This window comes from Acetomicrobium thermoterrenum DSM 13490, assembly GCF_900107215.1.
GTDB lineage: Bacteria > Synergistota > Synergistia > Synergistales > Acetomicrobiaceae > Acetomicrobium > Acetomicrobium thermoterrenum.
Map to the genome: position 1 here is coordinate 185,375 of NZ_FNPD01000003.1, position 15,116 is coordinate 200,490.

A 15,116-nucleotide genomic window follows, 5' to 3' on the forward strand; every position below is an offset into this window, starting at 1 on the left:
TGAATTTTCTTTATTTTACTATAATAGGGGTCTCATTAGCACGTATAGGCGAATCGACTCTCCTCGATAAGTATTGTAAAGTTCGTATCGCTTACTGCCTATGGTCAATATATTCTCACCTATTGAATCATTACCCACTCTGCATTGAACATATGGCCAATGACGTCTACCTCCACGAAATATCAGCCAATCCTTCGTCTTGATCATCGAACCCGGATATTGGTCAAATGTCGGCAGCCCCGCATTGTGGGATTTAACCCTCTCTTCGTAAAGCCATATGCGGTCCCCCTGTAATATGAACACATCTTCGACGGGAGTTCGCTCGAGGCTGTGGATATAGCTTAAAACCACCCCTTGCCCTAGGGGAACCAAAAATCCGTCTCTTCCGCTTGCATGGGAAAGACATAACCAATACTGCGGAACAAACAATAAATAAACTTCAGCAAATAAAAGAAGCAAACAAAGCAATACCAAGCTGAGCTTTTTTCTCATATCTCTTTCACTCCTGGCAAAAGCGGCACAAAAGAGCAATAGTCATGTCGTTCTTCATGAAGCCTGCCTTTGAGTTTTGTCATTTTAATCAATTGTTCTGTTCTGAAGGATACGACCAGTGGGACCACCAACCTGCCGCCTTCTGCAAGTTGATCTATCCATGTCTCCTCTATTTTGCTCGCTGCTGCCGTTACAATGACGCAGTCGAAGGGAGATTCTTCTGCCCAGCCCAACCTTCCGTCGCCTATCTTTGTCCGGACCTTATCTGCAATTCCAAGCTTCTCAAAGACCTTTTTCGCCCTTTCCGACAAAGGGGCGATCCTTTCTATTGTGTATACCTCGCATCCTAAAAATGCCAAAACCGCTGCCTGATAACCCGATCCAGTGCCAATTTCAAGGACTTTGTCACCCTTCTGAGGATCCAGCAATTCTGTCATCTTGGCCACGATGTAAGGTTGCGATATTGTCTGGCCTTCGCCGATAGGTAGAGCGCAGTCCGCATAGGCAACGCGTCGCAAATTATCGGGCACAAAAAGATGACGCGGCAACTTCGACATCGCTTCAAGCAATGCTTCGTTTTTTATATTACGACTTTTTATTTGAGTTTCCACCATCACTCTTGCTTCCTCATGCCAATCTGGGGATGCCATTTCATTCACCCTATATATGAAATGTTTGTTACCAGTATACTATAGAATAGAATAGCGCATAAAAAATAATAGACAGATCGAATTGAAAGACCTGTCTATTATTTTTTATGTCATCATTAACTCGACGAACTACATTAAATGGCGGGCCTGGCCGGACTCGAACCGGCGACCTACGGCTTAGGAGGCCGTCGCTCTATCCTACTGAGCTACAGGCCCGTCAAGGACGGAGTTAATATTATCATGAACAACGGTTGTGATTCAACTACCTTTGAGAGAAATCCCAAAAATTACTAGATGGTTAAGAGGTAAATGAACACTTCTCTCGCAATCTGTGAAATAATATTTCTTGTATTTATTACGTATCTCTGCTGACAGCATTAAATATAACGGTCAAGCAGAAGCAAGTTTATATACACGCTGATAATTTGCGAATATATTGCAACATCATAATTAAGCCTTTATCTAGAAATTCTATTATAATTCGTAACCTTCAAGCGATACTCATAACTTTTCCAGCATCCTTTTAGCGAAAACAACAGCCCCTCCCGCCTATAAAACCAAGGACGGCAAATTTCTCTTACCCTGTCAACATCATCTTTCATTTGAACAACTAGCCCTTCTGCTGATTCAAACTTTTTTTCTTCTCTTATATGGGCCAACAACAGAACAGCGATCATTTCACCGTAGAGATCGCCTTCGAATTGATCCAAATGCACTTCTATCCGAATTTCATCTCCTCTTTCAAAAGTGGGATTATATCCTATGTTTAAAGCTCCACACCACCATCTGTCATGAGCCAAGACCGCCGTCGCATACACCCCTTTAGGCGGTAGCAGTTTAAGTTCTGATGCAAGTAAATTAGCCGTAGGAAATCCCAGTTTCCGCCCCCTGTGATCGCCTTCCGTAACTGGCGCTATGATGAAATAGGGATATCCCAACATTGCTTCGGTTTGTTGCATATATCCTTTTTTCACGAGTTGCCTTACCAGGGAACTACTCACAACCGAACCGTCAATTTTAAACGGCGGTATAGCCGCGAAAAACCAGCCTTTTTTTGTTAAGTAACTTTTCAAGAATTCGACATCACCGGAGCGATTTTTACCGAATTTGAAGTTTTTACCCACTACTATTCCTCTTACTTTATATCGAGATCCTAACTCCTCGATGAAATCTTTTGGGTTTAAATCTTTCACGTCGCTGAAGGGGATTTTTATAAAATCCGGAATATTGAGGAAAGAAGCTATAAAATCCCTCTCCGAATCTGTAAAAAGGGGAACAAAACAGCCGTTTCCCAATACGATTTGGGGGTGTGGCACAAAGGTCATTACCCCCCAAGGCATATCCATCCTGTCCGATGCATCTCTGGCAACTTCAACCAAAGCCTGATGTCCCTTATGAAATCCGTCAAATGAACCCAAGACAACTATCACAGACACCACCCCGATCGCGTCTGGTAAAAATTAAAGAACAATGTTAGTGTCTGGTTTAATTGCACAGCCACCATTGAGCCACCTGATCTTACAAAACGATATTGTTCTACATCCTTTTACCACAAAGGCCTTTGAGGGTTCAATTATGCCCCACCATTTTATTCTCGGGATGTTTGTTAACTCCTGTCCATTCAATAACCTGTCTTCCTCGGTTTCATTCGCTTCGCAGGTACAAAAGTTTTTGAGCATTTCTTGAGGAGGGATTATCATTTCTTTTGCAGCATCATTCGAAAGTTGTCTAATAAAATCAAGACTAAGGGCATCCTGCAACTTAAAGGAGCCTATTTCAGTGCGTTCCAAGAAGGCAACGTGGGCCAAACTGGCCAATTTAGAACCTAAATCTCGAGCTAGGCTTCTAATATATGTACCCTTAGAACAAACAACTTCAATGGTGAACTTACCCTCTTTCGTGATAGGGCTTATTCTTTTGATGCTCTGTATGAATACCGCCTTTGGCTGTAAGAGGACTTTTTTATTTGCGCGGACAAGCTCGTAGGCACGACTCCCTTTTACGGACACGGCAGATACGTTAGGAGGAACCTGTAACCTGTGCCCTAAAAAACTCAGCAAAGTTGAGTCTATATCGCTTTCTTTGATATGCCGCCATTCGGCTGTGCCTATGACCCTTCCGCTTGCATCGTCGGTGTCCGTTTGTTCTCCAAGTTTTATTGTAGTTATATACTTTTTGGGAAGCTCCATAACGTAAGATGAAGCACGAGTCATTTTACCTACGAGTAAAACGAGCAGCCCGAAAGCGGGTACATCTAAAGTTCCGGCATGCCCCACTTTAGTCTTTCGCCCGACTTTTTTCTTGAGCAGGGCAACACATGCAGCACTGCTTATACCTTTAGGCTTATTTATCAAAAGAAAACCCGATTTACACATTTTTGACGTATTCCTCGATCGATTTCGACACTACATCCAAAGCTTTCTCCATGGGAAGGTATATCTTACAGGCTGCAGCCTGAGGATGACCTCCGCCATCCCATTTCTGTGCCAATTCTCTCACGGACACGCCGGTCACCGCTCTGAAACTAACCCTTACTTCTTCGCCGTCTTCTCCTTCTGTCATCAGAGCGCTTATTATAACTCCTTTGACATATAAAAGTTGATTCACTATACCTTCTGAATCGTAAGGATCAGCATCGAGCTTTTCAAAGTCTTCTTTTTTTAGCCAGCTGACAACCGCCTTCCCATCGGGCGTGGAAAAGGCTCGCATAAAAGCTAAACCCCAAAGCTTAAGGCCTTCGAGTCTCCTGCTGGCATATATATATCTAAATATTTGTTCGGGATTTATCCCGGAGCTCAAGACGTCCTGAGCAATTAAGTGGGACTTAGGCGTAGTATTTGAATAGGTAAAATGACCCGTATCAGTAATTATTCCGGTGTAGATTCCAATACGGGCGTCCTTTGGAATAGGAAGCTTGCTCTCATTAAGCAAGTCCCAAATGATTTCAGCTGTAGCCGATGAAGATGTATCTATATAATTGAGCCGACCGAACCTCTGATTATCCATGTGGTGATCGATGTTTACAATTAAAGTAGAATCATAAAGATCAAGAATGCCCTGGACGGTCCTCTCGAGATTGCTAGTATCTAGCACTATTATTGCTGTATCCGGCTCCCTTACGACATCGGGCACAAAATTCATAACTTGATATTCCTCGACAAAGGGCAAATATCCATATGCTTTGGGCACAGGATGAGTACCTCCCCAAATGCACCTTTTACCAAGAGCCACGCCCCAAGAATAGAAAGCACTGCCCGAACCGATAGCATCGCCATCGGGCCGCTCGTGAACAAAAATAGCCCATGTTTTTTTAGTCAATATGGCATTTAAGATTTCTTTTAAAGAATCCCCATTACCATTCATCGTCTGACAACTTTTCGTCTCTCTTCGGTTTTGAATGTTTTTGGGCTATTTTATCGAGCAGCTCCTCAATTCTTTGAGCTCTGTCTTCGGTATCGTCCACGACAAAGACCAACTTTGGCGCAAATCTGAGTCTCATTTGCCTACAAACAATTCCACTCAAAGCTCCTGCCAAGCTATTCAATGAATCGCCGATCTCTTTTAGATCGGATTTATCGATCGAGGTGAAGTATACTTTGGCAATGCTCAAATCGTTTGTACATCTTACTTCTGTGATGACCGCCTTTTTCAACATTGGATCTTTGGCATTGTTCACTAAAAATTCGGATATCTCTCTCATCATCTCCTTGTTGACCCGTTCAATTCTCAATTTGTCCATAACATTCAACCTCTCGATCGAAATTAATTATTTCAAAACCGTTTTTGGCTTCTGCCAAAAGGACGTGGCGTTCCACAGCATCGAGAAGAGACTCGGCCTCCTTAGCGGAAGCCGATGCCGAAACAACAGCTATATAGGCCAAATCCCATATATTATCAGGACCGAGATCGACAACCGATACGTTTAACCTCTTTTTCAAAAGATCGGTCAGAGATTTCACGATTTGACGTCTGTCCTTCAGGCTGCCGGCAGAGGGTATTTTTACGGTCATTATTACAACGGCAACGAATAATTTTGGGATATCTCTCATGAAACATCACTTAGATGTCTTTTTTCCTCTAGAATCTCGAAGGCCTCTATCATGTCGCCTTCCTTTATGTCTTGAAATCCAGCGAGAGCTATTCCGCATTCGTATCCGGCGTTTACTTCCCTTACGTCGTCTTTAAACCGTTTGAGGCTGGATAGCGGTCCTTCCCATATGACAATGCCGTCCCTTATAATTCTTGCTTTGGCATTTCGCCTGATTGTTCCTTCTTTTACGTAACAACCGGCGACTTGTCCTACTTTGGGAACCTTGAATACTACCCTGACCTCCGCTTCTCCGAGGATGTGTTCCTTTAGTTTTGGAGCAAGCATCCCTTCAACCGCTGCTTTAACGTCGTCGATCACGTCATATATGGTACGATAAAGTCGTATCTGGATGCCCTTTTGTTCGGCTAATTTTCTTGCATTTCCGTCAGGCCTTACGTTAAACCCAATGATGATGGCATCCGACGCGTCGGCGAGCATCACATCGGACTCTGTAATCCTTCCAACGCCCTCATGAACGATCTCAATACCTACTTCTTCAACGGAAAGACGCTGCAAAGAGGACTTTATAGCTTCCAAGGTTCCTTGCACATCAGATTTTAATATTATCTTCACTGTGGGCATTTCGCCTTTCTCCATCTGTTCAAAGAGCTCTTCTAATGAGGCTCTTTTTACAGCTTGCATTTCCTGCTGTCTTTTCTTTTCTAAGTATTTATCGATGGCATCGCGCGCTTCCTTTTCGTCTTCAACCCTTACAAACCGTTCACCGGCTTGAGGAACTTCGTTTAAGCCCAAAATTTCAGCAGGCAAGCTTGGCGTGACCTCTTTTATGTTGCGCCCGAGATGATCTATCATAGCCCGAACCCGTCCCCACGTGGTCTCAAAAAGGAGTATATCTCCTCTCCTTAGGGTCCCTTGTTGGACTATCACCGTCGCCACCGGACCTTTGCCTTTATCTAATTGTGCTTCTATGACAACCCCCTCTGGATTTGCTTCGTAGTCAGCGACCAGTTCGTTCATTTCTGCAACGAGGAGTATCATTTCAAGAAGTTCGTCTACGTTGAGCCCCGTTTTTGCGGATATCTCAACCATGATGGTGTCCCCGCCCCACTCTTCAGGGATAAGGCCGAGATCTGCAAGTTGTTGTTTTACCCTATCGGGCTTTGCGTTTGGTTTGTCGATCTTGTTTATAGCTACTACTATAGGCACATTTGCTGCCTTAGCATGATTTAATGCTTCAACGGTCTGTGGCATAACTCCATCATCTGCAGCCACTATAAGTATTACTATGTCGGTAACTTGCGCCCCTCTGGCACGCATAGACGTAAATGCTTCATGCCCCGGAGTATCCAAAAAAACTATTTTTTTGCTGTTGTGTTCAACGACAGAAGCTCCTATGTGTTGTGTTATACCTCCTGCCTCTTTTGCGGTGACGTTGGTCTTTCTTATGTAGTCCAAAAGTGTCGTCTTGCCGTGATCCACATGGCCCATAACCGTGACTATAGGGGGCCGTGGCAATAATTTTTTGGGAGGTTCCTGTTGTCTTTTTCTCTCAGATTGTATTGCCACTTCCTTTTTCTCTTCATCAGACACCTCTGCTTCGACAGGAACTATCGATAAAACCACATTAAATGCTTTGCCGATTGCCTTAGCTATTTCATCATTCACTATCGCGCTAGCAGGAACCATGAAACCTGCCGTTATAAGCTCTTTTACCACCAAATTAACGGGCTTTCCCAAAATTTTTGCGACCCTTTCAATTGTAGAGCCTTCATCGATCCTTATAACTTCCTTTGCAGTTACAGTAGCTTCTTTTGAATCGCCATGTTTTGCTTCCTTGTCTTCCCGCAACGTTTCCTCAACTATTTGTGCAATATCTGTATCTATGGAGCTCATATGGCTCTTTGCCTCCACCCCTAAGTCTTGTAAAATTTCAAGCAGATTTTTATTTTCGATGTTTAACATCTTTGCCAATTCATATATCCTTATCTTTCTTTTTCCCAAATGCCATTCCCCCCCTTGAAAATCATTGGCCGGCATTTCCTGATTCGCCAATCTTTTGCGACAACTCCTCATAGATTTCCGCCGGAACTTTTGTCCTCAAAGCTTTGGACAGAATGTCCTTTTTCTTTGCCTGTTCAATGCAATTTTGATCGCTACAGACGTAGGCTCCCCTTCCCTGGCCCTTGCCGGTAGGATCGACATAAACGTGCCCTTCGGGGGATCGTACGACTCTAATGAGCTCTTTCTTTGGTTTTTCTGTTTTGCACGCCACACAGGTCCGAGGACGCCTTTTCGTCATCATTCCTCTTTTTCCCATTCTTTGGGCAATTCCCCCTTAATTATATCCTCGAATAGATCTTGAAGTGTTGGAAGTCGGTCCGGCTCCATTACATTTATATCTATCTTCCATCCTGTAAGTTTGGCCGCCAGCCTAACGTTCTGCCCTCCCTTCCCGATGGCCAAGGATAACTGATCGGGCCTTACGTAAACGTTGACTGCCTTATCCTCATCGAGCCTCGGCTCTATTTTGACTACTTTTGCAGGCGAAAGTGCGTTTTTGATATATGCTATTGGGTCGTTACTCCAAATAATAACATCAATTCGCTCGCCCGCAAGTTCGTCGCTGATAGCTTTAATTCTATTTCCCTTAGTGCCAATACAGGCACCTACCGGATCGACGTTTGGGTCCAAGGTGGTCACGGCAACTTTGCTTCTTACCCCCGCTTCCCTTGCGATGTTTTTGATATCTATTACGCCTTCCTTTATTTCCGGGACTTCCAATTCAAGAAGGCTCTTCAAAAGCCCAGGATGAGATCTTGACAATACTATTCGAGGACCTTTGGAAGTTTTGCGCACATCCAATACATAAAATTTCTTTCTGTCTCCCGGCCGATACGACTCCGTAGGAATTCTCTCCTCGCGCGGAAGCATGGCATCTATCTTATCTCCTATGCGCACTAAAGCCTGGCCGCCTTCGTCCCTGAAGACCACTCCGGTGACAATCTCTCCCACTTTTCCCGAAAAGTCGTTGTAAATGATCTGCCTTTCGGCATCTTTTAACCTTTGAGTTATAACCTGTCTGGCCGTCTGAGCCGCAATCCTGCCAAAATCCCGGGGGGATACCTCTATTTTGACCATCTCCCCTTCTTTCGCATCATCTAACCCCATAGATTGAGCTTCTTCTACGGAAATTTCAAAGGCAGGATTTCTAACCGAATCTACTACCTCTTTTATTTCATAGATCTTTATAATTCCGTTATCCGAATCGAGTTCTACCTCGACATTTGAATTGGTCCCTTTATATTTTTTATATGCCGAAACCAGGGCTGCCTCTATGCTGGAAATTATTACTTGGAGAGGCAATCCTTTTTCGGTTTCTATTTGTTTTAAAGCTCTCATGAAATCTCGTCCCAACTCCATCTCAACCATCTCCCTCTTTAATACGATTACTCGCCGTCATCAATTTCTGGCACTAATCTTGCCTTTGATATGTTCTGAAAGGGAATTAATATTTCCGTTCCGTCATCCAGCCCTAATTTGATATCGTTATTAGCTAATATTTCGATAATTTTTCCTTTAAAATTTCTGCGCGATCCAACGGGATCATGAGTTTTTATACGCACTGTTTTGCCAACGTAATTTTTGAAGTCTTTTATATAAAATAGAGGGGCGTCCAGTCCGGGAGAACTTACTTCCAGATAGTACCTCCCTCCGAAGATTTCTTCTCTGGAATCCAAAAATTTATCGACTTTTCTCGACACGGTTTCGCAATCCTTAACGTTTATTCCTCCGAGTGTATTGATATAAATCCTTAAAACCATTCTTCCCTGTTCGTGGACCAATTCCATTCCCACAAAGTCATATCCCAATCCTTCTATTATTTCCCTTATTTCGTTTTCTATTGACATCAATTCGTCATTCTTACGTTGCATTGCCCTTATTCCCCCAAAAGTAAATTAACGAGGCGTTTTTGCTTTAAAAAAAGAAGAGTGGGATTTGCCCACTCTCCAAAAGATATGCCTCAAAGCCCGTTGTGTATTGAATTTTATCATCGACAGAATTTATTTTCAAGCACTACACGTAACACACAGGCTTTAAAAAGCTGCCAAATAAGGATAACTACTTGGCGACGGCGTCTTTCAGCATCTTCCCTGCTCTAAAAGCGGGAACTTTTTTCTCGGGGATCTCTATGATCTCCTCCGGATTTTGTGGGTTGCGGCCCTTTCTTGCAGCTCTATTGCGCACCTCGAAGGTACCAAAACCCATGATTTGAACCTCTTCCCCCTTAGATAGGGCATCCACTACAGATTTGATAAAGGCATCGACTGCGACAGCTGCGTCTTTCTTGCTCATTCCCGTAGCTTTCGCCACTTCACTAACGATGTCGCTTTTTGTCATTTCCTACACCCCCTTTGATTTATAAAAAATACATCTCGACAATAATTATCAACGCTTTAATTGCTGTGGTCAAGCGAGTTTTCGCCTGTTTTTCCAAAAAACCCTGATTGGGACTCCTCTAAAATCACCGATCTTTACAAGTTCATTTATAACTTTTCGTTCAAATGGTTTATCGACCAGATTTTTATCGTTTACGAAAAAGAGAAAAGACGGCGGTGCCGTTCCAACTTGTGTCACGTAAAATATCTTTAAAAACCTCCCCTTTCCATCCGAAGGAAGCCTTTGGAAAGATATTATATCTCGAATTATATTATTTAAGTTTGAAGTAGAAATCCTGGTCTGCCAACGAGTGTAAACCTCTCCGCAGACATTAAAAATTTTAAAAAGATTTCTTTTTGATAGAGCTGATATAGTGACTATAGGGGCGTCATTTATAAAATACAGCTGATCTTTAACATCTTTTATGATATTATCTCCCAATTTTGGTTGCCCCTCCGGCAACAGATCCCATTTATTGATCGCAACGGCAATCCCTTTGCCCTTTTCCAGAGCGATGCCGGCTATACGCTTATCCTGATCAGTGACTAGTTCCGTTACATCCAAAACGAGCAAAACTACATCGGATCTGTCGATTGCACGTTCCGCCCTAAGGAGAGAATAAAACTCTATATCATCTTTAAGCCTGCTTTTCTTTCGCAATCCTGCGGTATCGATGAGCAGATATTTTTTTCCTCCAAAAGTAATTTCCGTATCAATAGGGTCTCTTGTAGTTCCCGGTAAATTACTGACTATTGCTCTCTCTTCCCCGATCATAGAATTGAAGATACTGGATTTACCAACGTTAGGCCTTCCTACTATTGATATTTTTATTGTTTCGCCGTCCTCTTGAAAAGAGACTTCGCTTTCTATATACATAACAACTTTATCAAGCAAATCCTGGATGTTTCTGTTGTGTTCTGCGCTTACTCCAACCACATCCTCAAAACCCAAAGCGAAAGCTTCGTATAGGAGAGGTTCATGCATGGGTTCGTCTATCTTGTTGACGGCCACAATCACCCTGCGATTACTTCGCCGAAGGATCTCGGCTATCCTGAAATCAAGGGGTAATATTCCCTCTCTACCATCGACAACAAATATGATGACGCTGGCTTCTTCTATAGCTCGGTCTATTTGCTTTCCCACCATATCAAAAAGCGGTTCATCTTCGTTGGGAAACCCTCCCGTATCTACAAGATAAAAACTCTTCCCTGCCCATTCTACTTGGGCGTAGAGCCTGTCCCTAGTTACACCGGGGATATCGTCAACTATCGCCATACGCTTCTGTATGAGCCTGTTAAAGAGTGTAGATTTGCCTACGTTAGCTCTTCCGATTATCGCAACTACATTAGTATTCCTGTCCATTTTTACTCACCGCTTTTGCCCTTATTAGTCTCTCCAAATTCTTATCTTTGGGAATCCGATTTTAGAACGCGAGATATGGAAGTATGGTTCCAACAGCTCTCTAAGAACTCTTACATCTTTCACTTTGACCCATATTATGCCTTTATCAGCTATTGGCTTATACACGGCAAATCCGGATTTGTCAAGTAACAGAAAGATCTCTTCGATTACTTTTACCGGAGCAGATATTTCGATCAACAGGGTGAAAGGGGGGAAATTAAGCTCATACCTCTCTTTGAGTTCATCCTCCCAAAAAAAGTTCCATCCATCTTTCAGTCCCCTTTGCCAACCATGATATGGCCTTCTGGACTGAATTATAACTTCTCTGCTTTTGGGATTAATACCTCTGAAGCGTGATTCCCACATCATGCTGAATGCCATAAATCGAGCGTTATAATTTGGCCTCCACGTTTCGGCATCAGCATCGATCCATCCTATTAAACCTACATTGCAATCATCGCAAAGAGAAAGAGCCAACCTAGAGCCAACAACAAGACCGCCTTTTCCTATTTCTTGCAACATTGCAGTTTTACGTTTTTTTCCACTTTTCTCCTTGTACCACATATAAACCGATGTTACGTCCCCAGCCAAAGCTTGAGCTATTCCATGAAGCGCCTCCAGACCCGGACGTTTACCAGTCAAAAGCCTAGACATGCAGGATGGACATATCGTAGGCATTTCATATCTTTTTCCGCAAAAGGGACATATTACAATATTTTCGCTGATCCTGCAAATACTGCCGCAATGACTACAGGCAAAGGTCCAGCCACACTCCTCGCAGGATATCTCTCCGGCATAGCCTTTGCGGTCCAAAATCCACATCGCAACTTCTCCGCGGTTTACAACTTCTAAGGATGATTTTAAAAGAGACGAGCTAATGGGAAGGCCTTGAGAAATCCCCGGAATAATAATTTTATTCGCAGTCTTTATGTTTACGAATCGAATCTGTTCTTTAACATTTTTGCTTAATTTTGGCTTTTTTAGTAAATACAATCGGGATGATGGCAGCCTGCCTCCCAAGATTAGCTTCGCCTTCCACATTTGAGCTCTTTTGGCTGCTACATGGCGTAAGGATAAATTAGGATATCGGGCTAAATTGTAGGAAAAGCTGGCATCTTCCTCCACTACAATGAACTTAATTGGGGTTAATGGAGCGAAGAGCAACCCCACTGACCCCACCAAGAAAGACACTTCGCCCCGCCTAGCCTTTAGCCACGCTTCAAAGGCTTTTTTGCCCCCGCCGGATGGCCATAACAGGCCTTGCTTTTTAATGTCTTCTGGAAGGTCATTCCAAAAAGTTCTGGCCACCGATTCCTCGGGAAAGAAGACGAGACCGCATTTGCCTTCGCCGATTGTTTCCCTGTAGCGTCCATATCTTTCATTATCGTATACCTCGTAAAAGCAATATTCGCTGTAGCCTTCTTTCGGCGGGTTAAAAACAAGGGGAGGAATATCATTCACTTTACTACCCTCGATGATGGGAGTAGGGCACATTAATTTTAATATCTCACCTTGGCTGCATAGATATTGTCGGGATATCCACTCGCTTAAGCTCCACAGTTCTTGCCCCAAAAGAGGCACATCGTCCAATATCTCAATTACCTCTTTTACCTCGTAATCAATCTTATTTTCGATATTTTCTTTTATCGCTGAAAGAAATCCCAATCTCTTGCTGTCTCGCGAACCCATGGGGACCAGAACTCTGCTGCCAATTTTCGCGGGTGCCGATATTTTGTAAGTTAATGAATGCCACCAAACACCAGGCACAAGAACATCGGCATACATTTCTATGATAAAAACTCCGCCTCAACGATATCCCATAGGCCCCATGCAACCTCTTCCTTTGAACCTTCGAGCCTCGAGGTGCGTCCTGTCTTGCATATGACCGTTACGGAATTGGTATCCGATTCGAATCCGCTTCCCCTGGCTGTGATATCATTGGCGACTATCATGTCCATATTTTTTTTGTTGAGCTTTGAAAGTGCGTTTTCTACTACTTCCGTCGATTCGGCTGCAAATCCAACCAGAATTTGCCCTTGTCTCTTTCTTTTCCCCACTTCCGCCGCAATATCGGGGTTTTCTTCTAAGATTACCTCTAGGTGGCCCCTGCCTTCGCGTTTAAGCTTTTGATCTAAAGTATGAGCAAATCTATAGTCACCTACAGCTGCTGCCTTTACTACTATATCCGCGCCATCACTCTCTTTTAATACGGCATCGTACATCTCTTGGGCAGTGGTAACGTCTATTGTTCTTACACCAAAAGGAGGCTCGAGATATGTAGGGCCTTTTATCAACGTGACATCGGCACCCCTATACCATGCCGTCCTTGCTACAGCGTAACCCATCTTACCGGAGCTTGGATTGCTGATAAACCTGACGGGGTCCATGAATTCCCTGGTAGGCCCTGAGGTCACAATTATCTTTTTGCCAATTAAATCTCTCTTAGGGGACAATACCCTCCACAAAATTTCGAGTATGACTTCTTTTTTTGGGAGCCTCCCTTTGCCCTCATATCCACAAGCCAAGAACCCTTCTTCAGGCGGTATCACGATGTAGCCAAGTTCACCTGACATCTTAACATGACGCTGAGTTGCGGGATGTTCCCACATATGAATGTTCATGGCAGGAAAAATTACTACCGGTGCTCTCGTTGCAAGCATGGTAGCCCCTAAAAGGGTTTCTGCTTCTCCGAAGGCAGCTCTCCTGATCACATTAGCTGTTGCCGGCGCAATGATGAAGACTTCCGCCCAATCGGCCAAAGATATGTGGGGTATTTTCCACCCACGTTGATCGCTTAAGAAGTCCTCCTCCATCCAGGTTTTTTTGCCCGTCAATGTGGAGAGGGACAAGGGTGTCACAAAAGAAGAGGCAGATCGAGTCATTATTACCTCGATATCGCTTTTATACTTCATTAACGTGCTAACAACATCAGGAATCTTGTATGCCGATATACCCCCCGAAATACCAAAGAGAACCTTCCTGTTGGTCTTCCATTCGAGCATGATTTTCCCCTTTTAAATTATTTGGTTATTTTTTGTTTTTACAATAAATGCGACCTTACCCTCTTTAATTTCTTCTATGGCCGTATTTATTGGCTTATCTCTATCTCCGCCAAAGAGACGCTTCGAAGCGTCCTCGCTAAGAGCTCTGGCCCTTTTTGCGATCAGCATGGTTAAAACATATTTATTCGGTATATTGTATTTTTTCATGATCTGATTTACATCAATATATATCATTTCTTCTAGCCTCCCTTCCTGTAGCTTTTTATTAACCTGACAATCTCTTCTGCAGCACGATTTACATCATCGTTTATTATCGCATGGTCGTACAAGCCTGCCAATTTCATCTCCCACGCTGCGTTATTTAACCTGGTGCGCAGAGATTCCTCGTTCTCTGTGCCACGGGATATAAGCCTTTCCCTTAAAGCCTCCTCTGACGGGGGTAGTATAAATATCAATACTGCTTCCGGGAATACCTTTTTCACATTTAGAGCTCCCTGGACATCTATCTCGAGGATGACATCTTTTCCCTCTTCCAGGTTCTTCAAAACCTCTTTTTTAGGAGTTCCGTAGTAATTCCCGTGGACAAGGGCCCACTCTAAAAAATCTCCCGACCTTTTTCTCTTTTCAAATTCCTCGGCCTCGACGAAACAATAATCTACGCCGTCTTGCTCCCCCTCCCTTGGTTGACGCGTCGTGCACGATATGGAATAGACCAAATCGGAGAGCCTTTTAAAAAGCTCCCTTCGTATGGTCCCTTTTCCTGCCCCGCTGGGCCCGGAAATTACGAAGAGATGCCCTTTTTCCCTTTTGCCATTTACATTGCTATATTTCGTCATTTTGTGCAATTCCCTCGAAACGATGAGCTATTGTCTCAGGCTGTATAGCCGAGAGTATCACATGATTACTGTCGGTTAATATGACTGCCCTTGTTTTCCGGCCCTGAGTGGCGTCTATAAGCTGTCCCCGTTCCTTTGCTTCGTCTTTGAGCCTTTTAACGGGCGAGGAATCGGGATGAATGATTGCGATTATCCTGTTAGCTACGACTACATTTCCAAATCCTATGTGAACTAATTTATACATGTA

Annotated in this window: 18 protein-coding genes and 1 tRNA gene; all 19 read right to left on the reverse strand. The window is 43.5% G+C overall.

Annotated elements, in window-relative coordinates; all coding sequences use genetic code 11:
• Positions 1-18: 18 nt before the first annotated feature.
• Positions 19-492 carry a DUF1850 domain-containing protein gene (locus BLU12_RS03725; RefSeq protein WP_091460688.1) on the reverse strand — a complete coding sequence of 158 codons (474 nt, stop codon included), beginning with the start codon at positions 490-492 and terminating at the stop codon, positions 19-21.
• On the reverse strand, positions 489-1,106 hold the full coding sequence (locus tag BLU12_RS03730; RefSeq protein WP_234945441.1) for a protein-L-isoaspartate(D-aspartate) O-methyltransferase: 618 nt from the start codon (positions 1,104-1,106) through the stop codon (positions 489-491). Before BLU12_RS03730 ends, BLU12_RS03725 begins: the two co-directional genes overlap by 4 nt.
• A 175-nt stretch (positions 1,107-1,281) precedes the next feature.
• Positions 1,282-1,358: transfer RNA gene (locus BLU12_RS03735), tRNA-Arg, on the reverse strand.
• Positions 1,359-1,600: 242 nt separating this feature from the next.
• A complete protein-coding gene (gene ribF, locus BLU12_RS03740) occupies positions 1,601-2,578 on the reverse strand; it encodes a riboflavin biosynthesis protein RibF (RefSeq protein ID WP_234945428.1) in 978 nt (325 codons plus the stop codon).
• Between the two features lie 24 nt (positions 2,579-2,602).
• Entirely contained in the window at positions 2,603-3,517 is a 915-nt protein-coding gene (gene truB, locus BLU12_RS03745) for a tRNA pseudouridine(55) synthase TruB (RefSeq protein ID WP_091460691.1), read from the reverse strand.
• Positions 3,510-4,505, reverse strand: coding sequence for a DHH family phosphoesterase (locus tag BLU12_RS03750; protein ID WP_091460692.1), 996 nt, complete (start codon positions 4,503-4,505; stop codon positions 3,510-3,512). Before BLU12_RS03750 ends, truB begins: the two co-directional genes overlap by 8 nt.
• Positions 4,495-4,881, reverse strand: a complete 387-nt coding sequence (rbfA, locus tag BLU12_RS03755) for a 30S ribosome-binding factor RbfA (protein ID WP_091460693.1) — start codon at positions 4,879-4,881, stop codon at positions 4,495-4,497. The genes BLU12_RS03750 and rbfA overlap by 11 nt, the downstream gene beginning before the upstream one ends.
• Positions 4,862-5,191 (reverse strand): DUF503 domain-containing protein, encoded by a 330-nt coding sequence (locus BLU12_RS03760; protein ID WP_091460694.1) that lies wholly within the window; start codon positions 5,189-5,191, stop codon positions 4,862-4,864. Before BLU12_RS03760 ends, rbfA begins: the two co-directional genes overlap by 20 nt.
• Positions 5,188-7,155: a translation initiation factor IF-2 gene (gene infB, locus BLU12_RS03765; RefSeq protein WP_234945442.1), complete on the reverse strand. Its 1,968-nt coding sequence runs from the start codon at positions 7,153-7,155 to the stop codon at positions 5,188-5,190. The genes BLU12_RS03760 and infB overlap by 4 nt, the downstream gene beginning before the upstream one ends.
• Positions 7,156-7,216: 61 nt before the next feature.
• On the reverse strand, positions 7,217-7,510 hold the full coding sequence (gene rnpM, locus BLU12_RS03770) for an RNase P modulator RnpM (RefSeq protein ID WP_327020376.1): 294 nt from the start codon (positions 7,508-7,510) through the stop codon (positions 7,217-7,219).
• The gene (nusA, locus tag BLU12_RS03775) at positions 7,492-8,613 is read right to left on the reverse strand and encodes a transcription termination factor NusA (protein ID WP_091460696.1); all 1,122 of its coding nucleotides are present in this window, start codon (positions 8,611-8,613) and stop codon (positions 7,492-7,494) included. The genes rnpM and nusA overlap by 19 nt, the downstream gene beginning before the upstream one ends.
• A 26-nt stretch (positions 8,614-8,639) precedes the next feature.
• Positions 8,640-9,125 (reverse strand): ribosome maturation factor RimP, encoded by a 486-nt coding sequence (locus BLU12_RS03780; RefSeq protein ID WP_091460697.1) that lies wholly within the window; start codon positions 9,123-9,125, stop codon positions 8,640-8,642.
• A 187-nt stretch (positions 9,126-9,312) separates the two neighbouring features.
• The gene (locus BLU12_RS03785; RefSeq protein WP_091460698.1) at positions 9,313-9,591 is read right to left on the reverse strand and encodes an HU family DNA-binding protein; all 279 of its coding nucleotides are present in this window, start codon (positions 9,589-9,591) and stop codon (positions 9,313-9,315) included.
• Positions 9,592-9,660: 69 nt separating this feature from the next.
• Positions 9,661-10,992, reverse strand: a complete 1,332-nt coding sequence (gene der / locus BLU12_RS03790) for a ribosome biogenesis GTPase Der (protein ID WP_091460699.1) — start codon at positions 10,990-10,992, stop codon at positions 9,661-9,663.
• A 24-nt stretch (positions 10,993-11,016) separates the two neighbouring features.
• The gene (locus BLU12_RS03795) at positions 11,017-12,816 is read right to left on the reverse strand and encodes a primosomal protein N' family DNA-binding protein (protein WP_091460700.1); all 1,800 of its coding nucleotides are present in this window, start codon (positions 12,814-12,816) and stop codon (positions 11,017-11,019) included.
• A 2-nt stretch (positions 12,817-12,818) separates the two neighbouring features.
• Entirely contained in the window at positions 12,819-14,033 is a 1,215-nt protein-coding gene (coaBC, locus tag BLU12_RS03800) for a bifunctional phosphopantothenoylcysteine decarboxylase/phosphopantothenate--cysteine ligase CoaBC (RefSeq protein ID WP_091460701.1), read from the reverse strand.
• Between the two features lie 12 nt (positions 14,034-14,045).
• Positions 14,046-14,267, reverse strand: a complete 222-nt coding sequence (rpoZ, locus tag BLU12_RS03805; RefSeq protein ID WP_091460702.1) for a DNA-directed RNA polymerase subunit omega — start codon at positions 14,265-14,267, stop codon at positions 14,046-14,048.
• Between the two features lie 5 nt (positions 14,268-14,272).
• Positions 14,273-14,869 carry a guanylate kinase gene (gene gmk, locus BLU12_RS03810; protein ID WP_091460703.1) on the reverse strand — a complete coding sequence of 199 codons (597 nt, stop codon included), beginning with the start codon at positions 14,867-14,869 and terminating at the stop codon, positions 14,273-14,275.
• Positions 14,856-15,113: a DUF370 domain-containing protein gene (locus tag BLU12_RS03815; protein WP_091460704.1), complete on the reverse strand. Its 258-nt coding sequence runs from the start codon at positions 15,111-15,113 to the stop codon at positions 14,856-14,858. The genes gmk and BLU12_RS03815 overlap by 14 nt, the downstream gene beginning before the upstream one ends.
• Between the last annotated feature and the right edge of the window lie 3 nt (positions 15,114-15,116).

Coding starts and splice junctions, on each gene's coding strand:
- coaBC (WP_091460701.1), bottom strand. CDS start 14,033: ATGCTCGAATGGAAGACCAACAGGAAGGTTCTCTTTGGTATTTCGGGG.
- nusA (WP_091460696.1), bottom strand. CDS start 8,613: ATGGAGTTGGGACGAGATTTCATGAGAGCTTTAAAACAAATAGAAACC.
- BLU12_RS03750 (WP_091460692.1), bottom strand. CDS start 4,505: ATGAATGGTAATGGGGATTCTTTAAAAGAAATCTTAAATGCCATATTG.
- der (WP_091460699.1), bottom strand. CDS start 10,992: ATGGACAGGAATACTAATGTAGTTGCGATAATCGGAAGAGCTAACGTA.
- rbfA (WP_091460693.1), bottom strand. CDS start 4,881: ATGGACAAATTGAGAATTGAACGGGTCAACAAGGAGATGATGAGAGAG.
- BLU12_RS03730 (WP_234945441.1), bottom strand. CDS start 1,106: ATGGTGGAAACTCAAATAAAAAGTCGTAATATAAAAAACGAAGCATTG.
- BLU12_RS03760 (WP_091460694.1), bottom strand. CDS start 5,191: ATGAGAGATATCCCAAAATTATTCGTTGCCGTTGTAATAATGACCGTA.
- rnpM (WP_327020376.1), bottom strand. CDS start 7,510: ATGGGAAAAAGAGGAATGATGACGAAAAGGCGTCCTCGGACCTGTGTG.
- BLU12_RS03785 (WP_091460698.1), bottom strand. CDS start 9,591: ATGACAAAAAGCGACATCGTTAGTGAAGTGGCGAAAGCTACGGGAATG.
- gmk (WP_091460703.1), bottom strand. CDS start 14,869: ATGACGAAATATAGCAATGTAAATGGCAAAAGGGAAAAAGGGCATCTC.
- BLU12_RS03815 (WP_091460704.1), bottom strand. CDS start 15,113: ATGTATAAATTAGTTCACATAGGATTTGGAAATGTAGTCGTAGCTAAC.
- BLU12_RS03795 (WP_091460700.1), bottom strand. CDS start 12,816: ATGTATGCCGATGTTCTTGTGCCTGGTGTTTGGTGGCATTCATTAACT.
- BLU12_RS03725 (WP_091460688.1), bottom strand. CDS start 492: ATGAGAAAAAAGCTCAGCTTGGTATTGCTTTGTTTGCTTCTTTTATTT.
- infB (WP_234945442.1), bottom strand. CDS start 7,155: ATGTTAAACATCGAAAATAAAAATCTGCTTGAAATTTTACAAGACTTA.
- rpoZ (WP_091460702.1), bottom strand. CDS start 14,267: ATGATATATATTGATGTAAATCAGATCATGAAAAAATACAATATACCG.
- truB (WP_091460691.1), bottom strand. CDS start 3,517: ATGTGTAAATCGGGTTTTCTTTTGATAAATAAGCCTAAAGGTATAAGC.
- BLU12_RS03780 (WP_091460697.1), bottom strand. CDS start 9,125: ATGCAACGTAAGAATGACGAATTGATGTCAATAGAAAACGAAATAAGG.